Raw genomic sequence first — 17,017 nt, 5'->3', positions numbered from 1 at the left:
ATGGAGACTGAGAAGGATGCCAAGCAATGAAATCGTCCCGTTGGTGAATTCCATCAGCGAACAAATTTATTTAAGTCTAAAGAGCAAAATTCTTACTGGGGAATTGGCTCCCGGAACCCGGCTGCTTGTGCTCGAGATCGCAAGACAATTTCAAGTGAGTCAGGCGCCGGTGCGGGAAGCGCTGGAACGGTTGAAGCAGGAAGGATTAATTACCGGGATTCGGAACAAGGGGTCGGTGGTGTCCAACATAACGTCCAAGGAGATTCGAGATCTGTTCATCCTCCGGGAAATCATCGAGGGCTACGCGGTTCGCACGACGATGCCAACCTTAACGGAGGCGGATTACGAGGAACTGGAAGCGATGATCCAGCGCCTGGAGAAGGCCGTCGAGCAGAATGACACGCTGCAAATTCTCGAGCTAGATATGGATTTTCATGGTTTCTTCTATAAACGTTGTGACAATCAAGCCATCCTGGAGCTATGGAACCATATGCGGACGAAGGTGATGCGCTTCATGGCCATCTCGAATCGGCATCATACGACGGAAATGTTGGCCGATTGGCATCGGCGGCTTATTGATGCCCTCCGGACCGGGGACAGCGAGGCGGCGGAGGCAGCCTTTATCGAGCACATGCACGCTTACAAGTTCATTCATTTGGATTAGGTGCATGCACACGTTCATTGTTTTTCAAAAGGGGGAAAAAGTATGCTGAATGAACGTCTAGTGTTGGACCAGCAGGCGATCACGACCTGGATGAGCGACCGTCTCCTGCGGTATTTGGTCTCCGGGAGCGCAGAAGCCAAGGTAGACTTGAAGGAATGCTTGACCCGGCTTCAGCTGAACCCGTATTACACGTTTCCAACGATTGCGCTGTTGGAGCCGAGTACTCCCGCTGATCATGCTTACGATAAGCTGGCTTATTTGGAGACCATTCGGAAATCGCTTCAAGAACAGATGCCGCGAAGCAGTATCGCTTTCCTTGCAGGTGACGGACGTATTGGGCTGCTGTTCTCATGGGTGTCCAAGGAAGTGCTGGGGCGGCTGCAAGCAGTGCTTCGGGAACAATTTGAACACCCGGTATATATCGGGGTGGGGAAGCCATGCAGCCATTTGAGGGACATTCACCTCTCTTATCGGCAGGCGGCTTGGGCGTTACAGAGCAAGTTTTACAGCGGAAGCGGGCAATTGATGTACTATGGGGAGCTTCGCCGATTGGAGCCTGTCAACCGTTACCCGGCTAAGGAAGAGCAGCAATTGTATGATCGTTTCCGGGCGGCGAATTCGGAAGAAGAGATTACGGAGGCGGTGGAAGGATTCTATTCGGCTGTGCTGGAGAAAGGTCCAATTGATATTAAAAGTATGTATGAGCTGACGATCCGCATGTTGGTTGGCATGGAAAGAAGGGTTCAAGCTGACGAACAAAATGTAGGCGCTTACAGTCCGTTTGAGGCAACATCCTTGGTGAAGTTGAGCACACTGGAGGAGCTTAAGCGCTATGTCAGCCAGTTTTTGACCGGGTTGTGGAAGGTCGCCTCCCCTGGCTTAAAGGAGCGGGAGCATCATCGCAGCATTATTAAAAAGTCCATCCACTACATGGAGCAGGAATGCCAGCACGCATCCCTGCAAAGCGTAGCACAGAAGGTGTATATGACGCCAACCTATTTAAGTCTGCTCTTCAAAACGAATACCGGCAAGACGTTCATTGAGCATCTGACTGATATCCGGATCGACAAAGCCAAGGAAATGCTCCGGACCACTCACTACAAGAACTACGAGGTGGCGGAGAAGGTTGGATACCAGGATCCCCGTTATTTCAGTCAAATCTTCAAGAAGAAGGTTGGGGTCTCGCCAAGCGAATATCGGGAGTCGGTGAGCAAATAGAAGAAGGAAGCGGTACAGCGCCCGCTTCCTTCTTTTTGTTGGAGTCGTCTCTACAGTCGAACATCCGAACGGTGGCTGCCGTCTTGCTCGTTCCGGCGCGCCTCTTCAAGCTCCTTCTCCCACGTCAAATGACGGTATTCGGCGGCTGCCTCATCATTCTGAAACCACTGGATGAAGTCTTCCCATAATGCGGTAGGCCAAGCGGCGTCAATCTGCGCGGTCGTATAGACCCCTTCCTTCAACCGGATGAAACCAAAAACGTCGCGAACCTGGGATTTCTCCGCCTGTTCAACAGTCAGCTCGGCAAGATGGGGAGGGATGAAGATGACGCCTGCCGGTGTTCCAAGCACGACGTCGCCGGGAAGGCAAATCGCTTTGCCGATCCGGGCAGGTACGTTCATGCCCACCATCGTGACATCCCCAATCGCCGTCGGGTCGCTGCCGCGGTAATAGATGTTAATGTTCTTGATCTCGGCGACTTGCTGATTATCGCGAATACCGCCCCAGATCACAGCGCCGCCTCGTTTCGTGCGGGTAGAGATGGCAGTCGACAGATTGCCGCCGACATAGGTGCCGAGGTGGATTTTATCGAACATATCGACCACCACGACATCATCCTCGACCAGAGAATCGATCACCCATTGGTTAAAGAAGCCCCTTCGTCCCTCTTGCTCATGACCGTAATGGAGCAGCGTTTCGTGAAGATCGGGCCGCTTCGGCACCATCACAGCCGTCACCGCACGTCCTACCATCACCTGATCGGGGTGGATGATCTTGAAATCGCCTTCAAACTGAAACATATAGCCACGGTGCCAGAGCGGCCCCCATGCTTCCTCCAGCGTAATTTTACGAATTCTTCGCAGGACGTCATCTGGTACCTTCGGACGTCCGTTCTCAAAGCGTTCGCCCTTCCAAAGCGGCGTCAGTTGAATGATGTCTTCCGGATTATCAAATTTCATTGAAGCGCCTCCTCCTAGCCGGGTAATTGTGAAGCCTTGCCGTTCGATATGACTCTATTGTTAGGGACGGCGGCTCTTTTGTCGATGCGACTTTCTTAAGGCTTTTTGCCTGTTGGATCATAATTTTTCCTACCGGCACTGCCGGAGGATGAGAGTGAATTCCATGAATTTTAAAAAATCAAACAATATCATAATTTCCTCACCTTTATGGATGAAAGCGCCTTCGAATACAGTAGAACTACATCCTGAATCTCAATCATGGATCGCAAGAGGGGAGGAGTCCATAGGATGGCTGCACAAATGAACGCTTCGAATGAAGCAGGAAACGCTCCACGCGCCGTCCGCAAGCGCGTGAAGAACGGCGCAAATCACTTGGCCGGTTATATTTTTATATCTCCGTGGCTGATTGGCTTTCTATTGCTGACATTATGGCCGATCGCCCAATCGTTTTATCTGTCGTTTACTGACTATTCCTTGCTGGAAGATCCGGTATGGACGGGAACGAGCAATTACGTCAACATTTTTACCAATGATTCCACCTTTACGAAATCGTTGAGTGTGACCTTTACGTTTGTTCTCTTCTCCGTGCCGCTGAAGCTGTTGTTCTCGCTGCTTGTCGCGATGGCACTTAATCAGAAGCTAAGGGGGATGAACCTGTACCGGACAGCGATTTACTTCCCTTCACTGATCGGCGGAAGCATCGCGGTTGCGGCATTATGGCGCAACATGTTCGGCTTGGACGGCTACATCAATCAGGTACTAGCCTGGTTTGGCATCCAAGGTGTGGGCTGGATCACGAACCCGGATACCTCCCTGGGGACACTCATTTTGCTAAATACGTGGCAGTTCGGCTCCACGATGGTCATCTTCCTGGCTGGACTGAAGCAGATTCCGCAGGAACTTTACGAATCCGCGGCGGTGGACGGCGCGAACAAGTTCCGCCGATTTATCAGCATCACCATTCCGATGCTGTCTCCTGTCATGTTCTTTAACTTAATCCTCGGCGTCATCGGCTCCTTCCAAACCTTCACCTCCGCTTTCATCATTACCAAAGGCGGACCGGTCAATTCCACTTATGTGTACGCCTTATTCTTGTATGAGAAAGCGTTCAAGCACTATCAGATGGGATATGCGTCGGCGCTGGCCTGGATTTTGCTGGCGATCATAGGGATTTTAACCGCGATTAACTTTGCCGTCTCCCGCTACTGGGTGTTCTACGAATCGGAAGGAGGGGGCTCAAAATGAAGCTGGGCTCCAAGTTAACGAGTCATCTGCTCCTTACGTTATTTTCGCTCCTCATGCTGTATCCGGTGATTTGGTGGATTGGCGCTTCGCTGAAGAAGACGGAGGAGTTGAGTTTGCCGACGCTGTGGCCCAAGACGCCGATGTGGGAGAACTATATCCATGGCTGGCACTACTCCAACGATTACACGTTTGCGCATTTCTTTGGCAATACGCTGTTAATGGAGGTGGGGAACGTGTTTGGCGGTGTGCTGACCGCCGCCATCGTCGCTTACGGCTTCGGCAGATTGGATTTCAAGCTGCGGGGCTTCTGGTTCTCGGTGCTCCTGCTGACGATGATGCTGCCCGGCCAGGTTACGGTCGTTCCGCAGTACATTCTGTTTAACACCTTTGGCTTTGTGGACAGTTATGTGCCGCTGGTGCTGCCGCATTTCTTCGGGGGAGGCGCGTTCTTCATCTTCCTTCTGGTTCAGTTTATTCGCGGCATTCCCCGGGATTTGGACATGGCGGCGAAGATTGATGGTGCGTCCGTCTACGGCATTTTTAGTTGGATTATCTTTCCGCTGATTAAGCCAGCGCTTGTGACGGTTGCAATTTTCACCTTCATCTGGAGCTGGGATGATTTCTTCTCGCAGGTGCTGTACCTCAGCTCTGTGGATAAATTTACGGTGGGGCTGGCGCTCCGTGGATTCATTGACCAGTTCGAGATCCAGTGGGGGCAGCTGCTGGCGATGTCATTGTTGTCCGTCATCCCGTCTGTACTGATCTTCCTGTTTGCGCAGAAGCACTTCGTGGAGGGGATTGCTACGACTGGATTGAAAGGCTGATTTCGTTTTTCATTTCAAGGGTCTAACGCATAGAAATCGGGAGAAGAAGAAAGGGGATATCGATGATGAGAAAAGCAAAATGGATGAGCTTCGCCGCACTCTCGCTGGCGCTGCTGCTGGCCTTGACGGCTTGCGGCGGCGGTGGAGGCGGAAGCCGTGCCGGCGGGAATTCTGGCGGAAACGGCGGCGGGAGTGGTGGAACAGGAGGAAACAGCGGAGAGAAGACGCTTAGCATCATGTGGTGGGGAACGGACGCGCGACATGAAGCAACGCAAAAAGCGCTGGACTTGTATTCGCAGCAAAATCCCGGCGTGAAATTCAAACCAGAGTTTATGGCTTGGGACGCGTATTGGCAGAAGTTGCCGACGTTAGCCGCCTCCAAGACGATGACGGACGTCCTTCAGATGGATGCGGCATATATTCAGGAATACGTCAGCCGGGGACAGCTCGAGGATTTGTCCGACATTGACCTAACTGGCATTGTGGATCCTAATGTGATCGAGAATCTAAAAATCGACGGGAAGCTGTACGGCATTCCGCTGAGCCAGAACGCCCAGGGAACAGCCTTCAACAAGGTCGAGCTGGAGCAGTATGGCATTCCGCTGCCGCATAAGGACTGGACGTACGACGAGTTTTTCCAATGGGCAAGGGACGCCCGCGCCAAGCTGCCGGAGGGTAAATACCCGATCGGCGATACCACCACTTGGGACTTCTATAACTATTATCAGACGGCGATGGGGAAACCGCCGATTATGTCTGATGGAGGAAAGACGTTTACGCTCGACAAGGACCTGTTCATGAAGTTCTATCAAACCTATGAGCAGTTCCGTAAGGACAACATCGTTCCTCCAGCAGAGCAGTCCGCCGCCTTCCTTGAAAACGATCCGCAGGCAGACCCGATGGCCAGCGGAGTGGTCATGACGAGAGGGGCAACCACCGGTTCCGTCAGTGCGCTGGAACTGCTCATGCCGGGCAAGGTAGGCGTAGTGAACATGCCGGTTGGTCCTGCAGGCGGGGGCTGGGCGCAGTCCACGATTTTCCTGAGCGTCAGCACCAATTCAAAGAACAAGGAAGAAGCGAAAAAATTCGTGAAATGGTTTATCACCGATGAAGCGGCAGGAGATGTGCTTGGCTTGACCCGCGGCATTCCAATCAATCCGGATATTTACAAGAAGCTGGAACCGAATCTGGAAACCAAGGATAAGCTTGGGAAGGAAATTTACGATTTATCTGTAGATCAGGCGTTGCCTTTTTATTCTCCAGCTCCTGGTTTCTCGGAATGGGTGGATACCTATAAGAAGGAGATGGATGCGGTGACATTCGGCCAGCAATCGATTGAAGAGGCCTATAACAAGATCGACAAGCTTGGCAAAGAACTGGCGGCCAAGGCGGGGAAATAAGCGATAGAAAGCGGGGAATCATCAAATGCAGCTTGCGGAATTTCTTTCAACTCAGCCCGATCAACTGTGGCATTTGTCGAAGCAGATGAACGTCAATTATGCGGTCAGCGGGCTGCCGTGGGACGAGAAGACGGAGAAGCCATGGGATTTAATGCCGCTGATCCGGATGAAGCAGCGTTTTGCCGACTTTGGGCTGACGTTGTCCGTAATTGAATCGATGCCGCCCAGCAACAAGATCAAGCTCGGGACGCCCGGCCGTGACGAGGAGATCGAGATTTTTCAGCAACTTATTGTGAATATGGGGGCTGCGGGCATTCCCGTACTTTGCTATAACTTTATGGCGCAATTTAACTGGTTCCGCACATCCACGACGACCCGAACGCGAGGGGGTGCGCTTGTCTCCAGCTACGATCACAGCTTGATGGCGAATGCGCCATTAACGGAAGCTGGAATCGTGACGGAGAAGCAGCTGTGGGAGAACCTGCATTATTTTCTGGAAAAAATCGTTCCGGTCGCAGAATCCGCCCGGGTGAAGCTGGCGCTTCATCCGGACGATCCGCCGATTTCGCCAATTCGCGGCGTATCCCGGATCTTGACGAGCGCGGCGGCGTTGCAGCGGGCGATCGATCTGGTGCCCAGCGCGTACAGCGGCATCACGCTGTGCCAAGGGACGCTGGCAACGGCCGGCGAAGACATTCCAGCGGTGATTCGGCATTTTGCCAATCAGCAGAAGCTGTTCTTTGTTCACTTCCGCGACGTGAAGGGCACGCCCGAGAAGTTCGAGGAAACGTTCCATGACGATGGTCAGACGGATATGCTCGAAGCGATGAAGACGTATTACGAGCTAGGCTTTGACGGTCCGGCGAGACCGGATCACGTGCCAACGATGGAAGGTGAGAGCAACGAAAACCCGGGGTATGAGCTGCTTGGCCGTCTGTTTGGCGTCGGTTATATTACCGGCTTAATGGAGGCGGCGGCCAAGATGACCCCAGGTTCCGCTGCCCGATAAGGATATTCGAGAGAAGGATCGTCTTGACCGGCAATGCCGTCAGGACGATCCTTTTTTTACAAACACATAAAAAAAGCAGCAGAGCGTTAACTCCACTGCCGATCGTTAGAATAATGATAATTCCATTGGTCTGTAGATTCCCAGAGACCGCCGATTTCCGGGTGAAGGTGAGCTGCCAGCACTTCGTCATTGAGATCATCGATCCCAAGTCCGGGGGCGTCCGTCAGCGTGATGAAGCCGTTCTGGACGATTCTTTCCGGAAGGCGGCTGCCGATCACGATGTCGTCCCACCAATCGACGTCACAGGAATGGTATTCAAGCGCAAGGAAGTTCTCGGTGGCGACGGCGACGTGAGCTGCTGCTAGGCAGGCGATGGGGCTTTCGGCCATATGGATCGCCATGGCCACGCCGTAATCCTGCGCCATGTCTCCGATTTTCTTCGTCTCGAGGATGCCTCCAGCTGTCAGCACGTCTGGGTGGATGACGGAGACGCCGCCGGCTTCAAGCAGCGGCTTGAAGTTTTCCTTCAAGTAAATGTCTTCGCCCGTACAGATCGGCGTCGTCACGGCGCGGGACAGGCGGGCGTATTGGTCCGTATACTGCCACGGAATCATATCCTCCATCCAGGCAAGGTTGAACTTGTCGATGCGCCGGCCCAGTTTGATGCAATCTTCCAGGCCGATATGACCAAAGTGATCGATGGCCAGCGGTACATGATTGCCGATCACAGATCGAACTTCAGCGACGTATTGCTCGAGCATGTCGAGTCCTTTTTCGGTAATATGAATGCCGGTGAAAGGATGAGGGATATTGAAAATGTCGTAATGGCGGTTTTTGATTTCACGAAGCTCTTGCTCGGTAAGATCACCTTTGTCTCGGGCGTACCGGCGCTTTGAGATTTCCCGCATGTCCTCCAGGAAGCCAAGCGGTGCGCTAAGGGTGCCCGGTTCGTTGATGAGCTGTCCGATGCCAAGGTCCATCTTCAGGAAGGTGAAGCCGGCCTCCATCCGTTTCTTCAGCGCCTCTCCCATTGCTTTGCCGGTGTCTTTGCCCACAACGTCCGTGTCGCAATACATGCGGACTCGGTCGCGGAACTTGCCGCCCAGCATTTGATAGATCGGCACTCCGTACGCTTTGCCGGCCAGATCCCAAAGTGCGATCTCAAGTCCGCTGACGCCGCCGCCTTGACGGGCGTGCCCCCCGAACTGCTTAATCCGGCGGAATAGCTTGTCGATGTTGCACGGGTTCTCCCCGAGAAGCCGGCTTTTCAACATGAGGGCATATACCTTATCCGCGCCGTCGCGGACTTCCCCGAAGCCGACCAGCCCTTGGTTCGTGTAGACCTTGATCAGGCTGCTGTGGAACGGTCCGCCGACGATATCGGTAAAGCGGATATCGGTAATGCGAAGCTCCGAAGGGCTGGAGGAGGTACGGACATGGGCCAGCGTTTCTTCGTACGTTTCTTTATTTACCATGAAATCACTCCTTATGGAAGGATTGGCTGCAGCCAGCAGCTATGCGGGTTACAAGAGCATGCTCCCGCCATCGAGTCGAATAGCAGAACCCGTCATGAATTCACTTTCGTCTGACGCGATGAAGCAGGCGAGGTGAGCCACGTCAATGGGGAGACCAACGCGCCCCAACGGAAACTTCTCCTGTTGCTGCTTACGCCGTGCTTCCCGTTTCTTCTCTGCATCCGGATCGTCCGGTGAGATGCGGGTGTATTTGCCCACATCAACGGCTCCCGGCTCAATCGTGTTCACCGTAATGCCAAAGGGCGCCAGCTCAATGGCACTTTCCCGCCCCAGCATGCGGATCGCACCTTTGGTCATGGCATACACCGGGTCAAAATCGGTGGGGCGTTTGGCGTGCACCGACGAGATGAGGATAATTCGTCCGGTTCCTTTTCGTTTCATCCCGGGAATTACAGCCTGGATGCATTGCCAGTAGCCTTTCACATTCGTATCGAACAGGAGATCAAATGTCTCACCATTGTGCTTGAATAGATCGTAATTCAACTGTACAGCAGCATTGTTGACTAGAACATCAACTGGGCCAGCCTGGCTTTCGATCTTGTGTATCATCGCGTTAATTTCCCTCTGCTTCGAAATGTCCGCCTGGACAATCAAGCAATGGCCCCCCGATTCGTCTATTCTCCGCTTGGTCTCCAGTACGCCAGCTTCACTCCGGTTATAGTGAAGGGCGGTGACAGCGCCTCTCTTGGCCATTTCCACGGCAATTCCCTGACCGATGCCAGTTCCGGATCCGGTGACGAGAACGACTTTGCCTGTTAAACTCATGGCGAATCACTGCTCCTTGGTTGTCTCATTTTGTGATCCATATAATGAAGCAGGAAACCTCCGTCCAACCGCAAATCCGCGCCGTTCAAGTAACTCGCATCGTCTGACGCCAGGAAGCAGGCAACATTTGCGATATCGTCCACTGTCCCCAGCCGGGCGCTCGGCACCTTGGTTTCGTAGCTGCGATAGAGCGTGGTCAGCGAACTGCGGAATCGCTCATTATCGCCTGGGATGGGGCCAGCTTCAATGGTATTCACACGGATGCTGTGTCGCCCAAGCTCAAGGGCCGCTTCTTTAGCAAGCAGCTTTATGGCGCTTTTGGAGGCACTGTAGGCGAAGGAGGAGCCGTTAGGTTTCTCAGCATGGATGGAGGAAATAAAGATGATGCAGCCAGACTCCCGTGCAGCCATCACTTTCCCGGCAGCTTGCGTGCAAAGAAAGGCCGATTTTGCGTTGGTGTGGATCACCTCGCGGAACAATGCTTCAGAGCCGGCTTCAACGGAAAAAGGTACGAACAGGTCATGATTATGGATCAGCACCTGCAGGGCACCAAGCTCCCGTTCTGCTTGCAGCACAAGCTCGTTTGCGTTGGTGCCGGAGTTTAAATCGACATTGCTTACGAGCACTTTGGAGCCGGAAGCTTTAGCCAAGTTGATTTCAGCTGCAATCTCTATGCCATTGGACGGACTACTTAGCAGGAGATGGGCGCCATCCTTAGCCCAGCGACGGATCAATGCTTTGCCCGTCGGCTGGTCGGCGTCTGTAATCCAAACGACTTGCGGTGATCGCTTCATACATCACCTCCGAATAGCACGCCCAAGTCAGGGCGGCTAGCTATGACACACTCTCATCATAAGTTTCGACCGTTCCGGGTTCGAGACGTGAAACTTATGATTTTGTTTGATTTTTTTAGGAAGCCTTTCGTAAGATGGGGATAGCTTAATTTCTTGGCAAGGGGGATAACTATGGAGCCAATTTCTCCGAAAATATCGGCGTTCCAAGGCGTACAGCAGATGAATATCCCTTTAGCGGCTGGCCCGCGGCATTCCGTTGGACTTCGGTCGGACGGTACAGTGATGGCTGTAGGAGATGTCCGAAATGGCCAGTGTGATGTCAGCGATTGGCGGGGGATCGTGGCGGTGGCGGCAGGTAATGTTCATATGGCAACGAACACAGGAAAGTCGCATACCGTGGGGCTTCGGTCGGACGGTACGGTGGTTGCCACGGGATGGAATGGGCATCAGCAATGCGAAGTGAGCGAATGGAGCGGAGTCGTAAGCATTGCGGCGGGGTGGCGCAGAACGCTTGGGTTAAGAGGCGATGGTACAGTGGTGGCCGTAGGGCGGAATGCGGAAGGCCAATGCGAAGTCAGCAGTTGGCGGGATATCGTGGCGATCGCAGCAGGGGATTGGCATACCGCTGGTCTGAGCGCCGACGGAACCGTGATCATGGCCGGTAACAATCGCTACGGCCAATGTCATGTGAGCCAGTGGCATAATATCAAGTCCGTGGCGGCCGGTTATCTCCACACCGCAGGTCTTCGATCGGATGGCACGGTCGTAGCCACAGGGGCGAACAAGCATCACCAATGCGAGGTAGGGGATTGGCGAGGAATTATGGCAGTTGCTGCCGGCAGCTATCATACGGTTGGATTGAAATCGGACGGCACCGTAGTGGCAGCGGGCTCGAATCAATATGGTCAATGCGAGGTCAGCAACTGGCGTGAAATTGTTGCCATTGCCGCAGGATGTGCGCATACACTTGGTCTAAAGGCGGATGGCTCGGTTGTGGCGACTGGCCATAATGAGTACGGTCAATGTGAGGTTAGCAAGTGGAGAGGGATAAATTTGTTACTTTAACCCTATTTAACACTATCAGCATATCTCATTAATATTGGCCCTTATCATAGAGTACAGAAACTCAAAACACATAGGAGGTTCGAACTCTATGAAACTGGCAAAAAGCATGCGTTTAAAAGCAGCATTTGCGATAACAGCAGCGACAGCTGAAATCGCAATCTCAGGGTCCTTGAGGATGAACTTCCTCCCATAAGCCTTGCTTCCACTTTCACTAAAAAATGTGAGAGGGAGGCAGGGCTTTTTTGGGTTCGGGTGATGTTAGGAAAACTCTCAAAGTTCTGAAATTTGTCTAAAATTAATTTAAAAATAGGACTATACGCCTATCTTACATTTTAAACCTGAAAATTTTCGTTTTGTTCATTGTTTTTTTCAAGACCACTGCTATAATCTTACATAACAAATCGAAATATGTCGAAAATCACTGTCGAATTCGACATATTCTGATCTTTTTCGCATAAACCACCTTCATAATTTTCTGGGCAAAATTACTGAAAAGTAATGACGCAAAGCCATGGGTCTAAAGTTCTGAAATAGAGCTATGATTGCCAGGTTGCCAATGACTGAATTGCTGAATTCATGCATTGACGATGCCCTTCCAGACAACTAGAAGGGTTTTTCTTTTAACGGATAACATGAATTCGGCAACGAAGGTGTAATTCTCAAACGGGAGAGTCTTATGGCTCTCTCTTCGTATAGGGGAGGTGAAGTGATGATTGAAATTTCAGATAAGGAATTTATCAAATTAGCCGGTTATATCAAAACAAATTTTGGGATTCATTTGAGCGACGAGAAGAGAACGTTGGTAATGGGCCGATTGTGGAACGTCTTGAATTCGCTGAACATGGAAAATTTCTCGGACTACTTGAACTATATTGCTACCGATCAGAGCGGCGAAGCCGCAAGAACGTTTATCAATCAGATGACAACCAATCATACATACTTTATGAGAGAATCAGATCATTTTGATTTGTTTCGCGCCAAAGTTCTCCCCGAACAAGTCCCCAAAATCAAAGATCGAGATTTGAGGGTGTGGAGCGCCGGTTGTTCCACAGGGGAGGAAGCCTATACTTTAGCCATCCTAATCAATGAATTTTTTGGAAATGCTCGGCTCGGATGGGATACAAAGCTGTTGGCGACCGATATATCGGAAAAGGTGCTGATTGAAGCTAAGAAAGGGATTTACAGCCGTGAAGAGGTTGCGCTGTTGCCGGAGCGTTGGAAACATGATTATTTTCATCCGCATGGGATGAACCAATATAAAGTGAAGCCCAAAATCAAAAACGAAGTGGTTTTTCGGCGATTTAATCTCATGGATCCGTTCCCCTTCAAAAAGAAGTTTCATGTGATCTTTTGCCGGAATGTGATGATCTATTTTGACGCAAGTACGCGCATGCAACTGATTCACAAATTTTACGACAGTCTAGTCCCCGGAGGGTATTTATTTATTGGTCATTCCGAAACGATCCAACGGGATCACACCAAATTTAAGTACGTGATGCCTGCGGTTTATCGCAAAGAGTAACGATTGGAGAGTTGCCTGGATGCAGGTCAGAAATAAGATTAAAGTTCTGGTCGTAGATGATTCCATGGTGTTTCGCGAAATGATTGCCCGCGGGATTACGACGGACCCTGACATTGAAGTTGTAGCTACAGCTGCGGATCCATTCGAAGCAAGGGACAAGATATTAAAATATCATCCGAATCTCATGGTCTGCGACGTGCAAATGCCGAAAATGAACGGGATTGAATTTCTTCGGCGCTTGCTGCCTCAGTATTCGATTCCCGTTATCGTGGTCAGCGCGATCAGTTCGTCCGTGTTTGACGCCTTAAACGCCGGTGCGATTGATTTTATCTCGAAGCCGGATAACAAGTTATCGCATGTGGAGAAGTTTATCGAAGAACTGATCGAGAAAATCAAGATTGGCTCGAAAGCAAAAATTGTCCATCAACCGAAGAAACTGGCCGCTTCTCCTGCCGATCCGCCAACGAAGCTGGTTACTGCGAAACCTGCTACAACCAAGGAAGTGATTGCCATCGGGGCTTCTACCGGCGGTACAGAGGCGATTTATACCGTGTTAAAGTCGTTGCCCAAGGATATGCCAGGTATCGTTATTGTTCAGCATATCCCTCCCATGTTCTCGAGAATGTTCGCCGAACGGCTGAATCAGAGCTTATCGATTCGTGTGAAGGAAGCCCAAACAGGCGATACGATTGAGCGGGGCAAAGTGCTGATTGCACCGGGAGATAAACATATGCGAGTGAAGCGTTCCGGAGATCATTTCGTGGTCGAATGTTTTGCAGGCGATAAAGTCAATCGCCATTGTCCCTCGATTGATGTGTTGTTTGAATCCGTGGCGAAAGAGGCGGGGAATCAATCGATCGGAATTATCTTGACCGGTATGGGTTATGACGGAGCCAAAGGATTGCTGGCTATGAAACGCAAAGGCGCCCGAACTATTGGACAAGATGAGCAATCCTCTGTTGTATATGGGATGCCGAAAGTGGCCTATGATCTGGGAGCAGTAGAGAAACAAACCTCGCTGTCTAACATTTCTCATGTTTTAAGTACGATGCTGTAAAACCGTCTTTATTGTAGGGCATTCATTGAATGCCGGTCACACTAATTAGGTTGGGTTAAACAACTGAAAACCAGTGACGCAAAAGCTTTTTCCTTTAATTTATTAAACCAGTAAAGGGTACGACATCCAAAGGAAGAATAGGGAGGGAAATGATGGGATATCAGCAAGGCGACCCCATATTTGAGGCATACATTACCGAAACCTCTCAGCTGGTCGAACAGCTGGAAGAAATCATTCTGACTTGTGAGAATGCGAATTTCTTCTCAGAAGAGATGATTAACGAGATTTTTCGCATCATGCATACGATTAAGGGCTCTTCCTCGATGATGCAATTTCATAACATAGCGACCTTATCGCATGCATTGGAAGATCTTTTTTCTTATTTACGTCAATACCATCTCAAATTGGAAGATTGGTCTGAGTTGTCCGATTTGATGCTGGAGGGCGTTGACTTTACGAAAATTGAGCTCCATAAAATCAAACATGGCGAGCACGCCGATGGAGATTTTACGGCAATCACGCAGAGAGTTAAAGGGCTATTAGGCTCTCTTGAACAACAACGTTCTATTACCAAAGCAGATGAAAGGGCTTCTCAGGCTGAGATAGTTCGATCATCGAACAATTTTAAAGCTCAGATCCTCTTCACTGAGGATTGCGAGATGGAGAACATCAGAGCGTATCAAATCGTTCATCAACTCAAGGATCAGCTCGAGGATTACTGGCATATTCCGGAGGACGTGCTGGAAGATCCGACATCGGCGGAAACGATACGAAATCAAGGATTTCAGTTGTTTATTCGGACGAGCAAAACGTATGACGAGATCTACTCGGTGCTCTCCCAAACCAGTTATCTGAAGTGTTTGGAACTAGAGCAGGTTGAACTAGACAGAGAACAAGCGGTTTCAGACAAGGAGAAAGCTCAAGAGGTCCAAGATGAGGTTCAAGGAGAGGGACAAGTCGTTCAAGAAATACAAGTGCTTCCTGATTTGCAGAGCATTGTAGAGAAACCAAGCTCTGCTAAGCCCGCGATCGTGGACAATCCAACTGTTAAAGAGACGAAGAGTTCAACAAGCAGTTATCAAGGGAAATCCATCAACGTAAATGTGGGCAAGTTGGACGAGCTGATGGATTTGGTTGGGGAATTAGTCATCGCGGAAGCGATGGTCACTCAAAACCCGGATATTATCGGCTTGCAACTGGAGCAGTTTCAAAAGGCTGCAAGTCATTTACAGAAGATCACCAAGGAAATTCAAGACAAGGTGATGGAAATCCGCATGGTTCCGCTAGCCACAACGTTCCAACGAATGCATCGGGTTGTGCGGGATATGAGCAAAAAGCTTGGGAAGAACGTACAGTTACAACTGTTAGGTGAAGAAACGGAAGTAGATAAGAACATTATTGAACATATCTCAGATCCACTGATGCATTTGGTGAGAAATGCGGTTGATCATGGTTTAGAAACCACCCAAGAGCGAATGGAGGCAGGGAAGCCGGAAACCGGAACCTTGACGCTGGAAGCGCTCAATGTTGGCGGCGAAGTCATGATTATCGTGAGAGATGATGGTCGGGGATTAAACAAACAGAAAATTTTAGAGAAGGCAAGAGCGAATCATCTGCTGCATAAATCCGAAGGGGATATGACCGACAAGGAGATCTTCAACCTGATTTTCCTTCCTGGATTTTCGACCAGGGAGAACATCACGGAGTACAGCGGCCGAGGCGTTGGGATGGATGTCGTAATGCAGAACATCGCGGCAGTTGGCGGAACGATTTTTGTTAACAGTGAACCCGGTAAGGGCTCAACCTTTACAATCAAAATTCCGCTTACGCTCGCGATCATTGACGGGATGAATGTTCGGGTGGGAGATGCCCAGTATACGTTACCTACGACGTCGATTAAAGAGTCGTTCAAGCCTCTCGTTAAGGATCTCATTACTGATCCGCACGGGAACGAAATGATCATGGTTCGGGGAGAATGTTACCCGATTCTACGCATTCATGAACGGTATCATGTACCTACAAATACTACCCAGTTAACCGATGGCATTTTGATTATGGTGGAACAGGATGGCAGAGGGTTATGTATTTTTGTGGACGAGCTGGTCGGCCAACAACAGGTTGTTGTTAAAGCGCTGCCGCCTTATATAAGAGGATTTAACACCGTTGAAGGGATATCCGGCTGTACCTTACTGGGGGATGGGGATATCAGCTTGATCCTGGATGTTCAAGGCTTATTAAAAATGAAAGAAGAGGAGTGGTGAAGATGTCGGAGGCCGTTCGAGAGGATGTAGATCTTTTGGAGGAAGACTCGCAAAAGGATAAGTACTTGACCTTTATTGTGGACGAAGAATGCTATGGGATTGAAATCAGGTATGTGACGGAAATTATCGGGTTGCAGAAAATTACCAGCGTGCCGGAAATGCCCGATTTTGTGCGCGGAATCGTGAATTTGCGGGGCAAAATTATCCCGGTGATGGATGTACGGGTACGATTTAAGAAGCCGTTCCGGGAGTATATGGAGCGAACATGTATTGTCGTTATCGACATCAATGAATTATCGATTGGCTTGATTGTCGATAGTGTGGCAGAGGTAATTAGCATCCCGTCCAGTGAAGTCGTGGCACCGCCAGATCTGAATCAACGAAGCAATCGCTTTGTGATGGGCATTGGAAAAGTGGGGAATGAAGTCAAGCTGTTATTGGATTGCGAGAAGCTGCTGAATGATTACGAAGTAGATCAACTATTAAATGAGCGTTTTGCAGTAATCTGAGGCCTTGAGCCGTAAGGATTTTCGGACATAAAAAAGGGACTTCACCCCAACTTGGAGAAGTTTTCAAGTGACCAAACCCAAAAACCTCAAGGATGGAGGAAGTCACTTTGTATATTCTCCAAGAATGTCTGTTTTCCTTCGAAGAACTTTTAAAAATTCAACCCAAGGAGAGATTGCCGATCTTCTTCAG

The 17,017-nt window shown here is 50.4% G+C and carries 15 protein-coding genes and 1 riboswitch; of the genes, 11 read left to right on the top strand and 4 right to left on the bottom strand.

The window, feature by feature from the left end:
• The first annotated feature begins 16 nt into the window (after positions 1-16).
• Both M891_RS0104445 and M891_RS0104440 read left to right on the top strand, forming a co-directional pair.
• On the top strand, positions 17-664 hold the full coding sequence (locus M891_RS0104445) for a GntR family transcriptional regulator (protein WP_028537971.1): 648 nt from the start codon (positions 17-19) through the stop codon (positions 662-664).
• A gap of 42 nt (positions 665-706) precedes the next feature.
• A complete protein-coding gene (locus tag M891_RS0104440) occupies positions 707-1,882 on the top strand; it encodes a helix-turn-helix domain-containing protein (protein ID WP_028537970.1) in 1,176 nt (391 codons plus the stop codon).
• 50 nt (positions 1,883-1,932) lie between these two features.
• Here the strand turns inward: M891_RS0104440 and M891_RS0104435 are convergent, their stop codons facing one another.
• Positions 1,933-2,841, bottom strand: a complete 909-nt coding sequence (locus tag M891_RS0104435; RefSeq protein WP_028537969.1) for an RraA family protein — start codon at positions 2,839-2,841, stop codon at positions 1,933-1,935.
• 288 nt (positions 2,842-3,129) lie between these two features.
• On the opposite strand from M891_RS0104435, the gene M891_RS0104430 reads away from it, so the two are divergent.
• The 4 genes from M891_RS0104430 to M891_RS0104415 all read left to right on the top strand — a co-directional run bounded on the left by M891_RS0104430 (position 3,130) and on the right by M891_RS0104415 (position 7,319).
• Positions 3,130-4,086 carry a carbohydrate ABC transporter permease gene (locus tag M891_RS0104430; RefSeq protein WP_028537968.1) on the top strand — a complete coding sequence of 319 codons (957 nt, stop codon included), beginning with the start codon at positions 3,130-3,132 and terminating at the stop codon, positions 4,084-4,086.
• Positions 4,083-4,910, top strand: coding sequence for a carbohydrate ABC transporter permease (locus tag M891_RS0104425; RefSeq protein ID WP_036699374.1), 828 nt, complete (start codon positions 4,083-4,085; stop codon positions 4,908-4,910). The genes M891_RS0104430 and M891_RS0104425 overlap by 4 nt, the downstream gene beginning before the upstream one ends.
• Positions 4,911-4,975: 65 nt before the next feature.
• Entirely contained in the window at positions 4,976-6,310 is a 1,335-nt protein-coding gene (locus tag M891_RS0104420) for an ABC transporter substrate-binding protein (protein ID WP_036699372.1), read from the top strand.
• A gap of 25 nt (positions 6,311-6,335) precedes the next feature.
• On the top strand, positions 6,336-7,319 hold the full coding sequence (locus M891_RS0104415) for a mannonate dehydratase (protein ID WP_028537965.1): 984 nt from the start codon (positions 6,336-6,338) through the stop codon (positions 7,317-7,319).
• Between the two features lie 86 nt (positions 7,320-7,405).
• On the opposite strand, the gene M891_RS0104410 is transcribed toward M891_RS0104415, so the two are convergent.
• From M891_RS0104410 to M891_RS0104400, 3 genes are read right to left on the bottom strand one after another with little or no spacing between them, the layout of a single operon-like run.
• On the bottom strand, positions 7,406-8,794 hold the full coding sequence (locus tag M891_RS0104410; protein ID WP_028537964.1) for a mandelate racemase/muconate lactonizing enzyme family protein: 1,389 nt from the start codon (positions 8,792-8,794) through the stop codon (positions 7,406-7,408).
• A gap of 48 nt (positions 8,795-8,842) precedes the next feature.
• A complete protein-coding gene (locus M891_RS0104405) occupies positions 8,843-9,619 on the bottom strand; it encodes an SDR family NAD(P)-dependent oxidoreductase (RefSeq protein ID WP_028537963.1) in 777 nt (258 codons plus the stop codon).
• The gene (locus M891_RS0104400; RefSeq protein ID WP_028537962.1) at positions 9,616-10,413 is read right to left on the bottom strand and encodes an SDR family NAD(P)-dependent oxidoreductase; all 798 of its coding nucleotides are present in this window, start codon (positions 10,411-10,413) and stop codon (positions 9,616-9,618) included. The genes M891_RS0104405 and M891_RS0104400 overlap by 4 nt, the downstream gene beginning before the upstream one ends.
• A 171-nt stretch (positions 10,414-10,584) precedes the next feature.
• Here M891_RS0104400 and M891_RS0104395 point away from each other — a divergent pair, with 171 nt between their 5' ends.
• From M891_RS0104395 to M891_RS0104370, 5 genes are all read left to right on the top strand, one after another.
• Positions 10,585-11,478: an RCC1 domain-containing protein gene (locus M891_RS0104395; RefSeq protein ID WP_028537961.1), complete on the top strand. Its 894-nt coding sequence runs from the start codon at positions 10,585-10,587 to the stop codon at positions 11,476-11,478.
• Between the two features lie 468 nt (positions 11,479-11,946).
• Positions 11,947-12,036, top strand: a riboswitch (cyclic di-GMP riboswitch).
• Between the two features lie 151 nt (positions 12,037-12,187).
• Positions 12,188-13,000: a CheR family methyltransferase gene (locus M891_RS0104385; RefSeq protein ID WP_028537960.1), complete on the top strand. Its 813-nt coding sequence runs from the start codon at positions 12,188-12,190 to the stop codon at positions 12,998-13,000.
• A 19-nt stretch (positions 13,001-13,019) separates the two neighbouring features.
• Positions 13,020-14,057 carry a protein-glutamate methylesterase/protein-glutamine glutaminase gene (locus tag M891_RS0104380; RefSeq protein ID WP_028537959.1) on the top strand — a complete coding sequence of 346 codons (1,038 nt, stop codon included), beginning with the start codon at positions 13,020-13,022 and terminating at the stop codon, positions 14,055-14,057.
• Between the two features lie 152 nt (positions 14,058-14,209).
• Positions 14,210-16,318 carry a chemotaxis protein CheA gene (locus tag M891_RS0104375; RefSeq protein WP_232228285.1) on the top strand — a complete coding sequence of 703 codons (2,109 nt, stop codon included), beginning with the start codon at positions 14,210-14,212 and terminating at the stop codon, positions 16,316-16,318.
• A gap of 2 nt (positions 16,319-16,320) precedes the next feature.
• Positions 16,321-16,827 carry a chemotaxis protein CheW gene (locus M891_RS0104370; protein ID WP_028537957.1) on the top strand — a complete coding sequence of 169 codons (507 nt, stop codon included), beginning with the start codon at positions 16,321-16,323 and terminating at the stop codon, positions 16,825-16,827.
• Positions 16,828-17,017: the final 190 nt, after the last annotated feature.

Origin of the sequence: Paenibacillus sp. J14, assembly GCF_000518465.1 — a bacterium.
Lineage (GTDB): Bacteria > Bacillota > Bacilli > Paenibacillales > Paenibacillaceae > Fontibacillus > Fontibacillus barengoltzii.
This window is presented reverse-complemented; position numbering and strand designations above follow the sequence as displayed.

Bases quoted from the DNA above. Each gene is read 5' to 3' on its own strand.
- M891_RS0104375 (WP_232228285.1), top strand. From the start codon at position 14,210: ATGGGATATCAGCAAGGCGACCCCATATTTGAGGCATACATTACCGAA.
- M891_RS0104380 (WP_028537959.1), top strand. From the start codon at position 13,020: ATGCAGGTCAGAAATAAGATTAAAGTTCTGGTCGTAGATGATTCCATG.
- M891_RS0104445 (WP_028537971.1), top strand. From the start codon at position 17: ATGCCAAGCAATGAAATCGTCCCGTTGGTGAATTCCATCAGCGAACAA.
- M891_RS0104400 (WP_028537962.1), bottom strand. From the start codon at position 10,413: ATGAAGCGATCACCGCAAGTCGTTTGGATTACAGACGCCGACCAGCCG.
- M891_RS0104385 (WP_028537960.1), top strand. From the start codon at position 12,188: ATGATTGAAATTTCAGATAAGGAATTTATCAAATTAGCCGGTTATATC.
- M891_RS0104415 (WP_028537965.1), top strand. From the start codon at position 6,336: ATGCAGCTTGCGGAATTTCTTTCAACTCAGCCCGATCAACTGTGGCAT.
- M891_RS0104405 (WP_028537963.1), bottom strand. From the start codon at position 9,619: ATGAGTTTAACAGGCAAAGTCGTTCTCGTCACCGGATCCGGAACTGGC.
- M891_RS0104395 (WP_028537961.1), top strand. From the start codon at position 10,585: ATGGAGCCAATTTCTCCGAAAATATCGGCGTTCCAAGGCGTACAGCAG.
- M891_RS0104420 (WP_036699372.1), top strand. From the start codon at position 4,976: ATGAGAAAAGCAAAATGGATGAGCTTCGCCGCACTCTCGCTGGCGCTG.
- M891_RS0104425 (WP_036699374.1), top strand. From the start codon at position 4,083: ATGAAGCTGGGCTCCAAGTTAACGAGTCATCTGCTCCTTACGTTATTT.
- M891_RS0104410 (WP_028537964.1), bottom strand. From the start codon at position 8,794: ATGGTAAATAAAGAAACGTACGAAGAAACGCTGGCCCATGTCCGTACC.
- M891_RS0104440 (WP_028537970.1), top strand. From the start codon at position 707: ATGCTGAATGAACGTCTAGTGTTGGACCAGCAGGCGATCACGACCTGG.
- M891_RS0104435 (WP_028537969.1), bottom strand. From the start codon at position 2,841: ATGAAATTTGATAATCCGGAAGACATCATTCAACTGACGCCGCTTTGG.
- M891_RS0104370 (WP_028537957.1), top strand. From the start codon at position 16,321: ATGTCGGAGGCCGTTCGAGAGGATGTAGATCTTTTGGAGGAAGACTCG.
- M891_RS0104430 (WP_028537968.1), top strand. From the start codon at position 3,130: ATGGCTGCACAAATGAACGCTTCGAATGAAGCAGGAAACGCTCCACGC.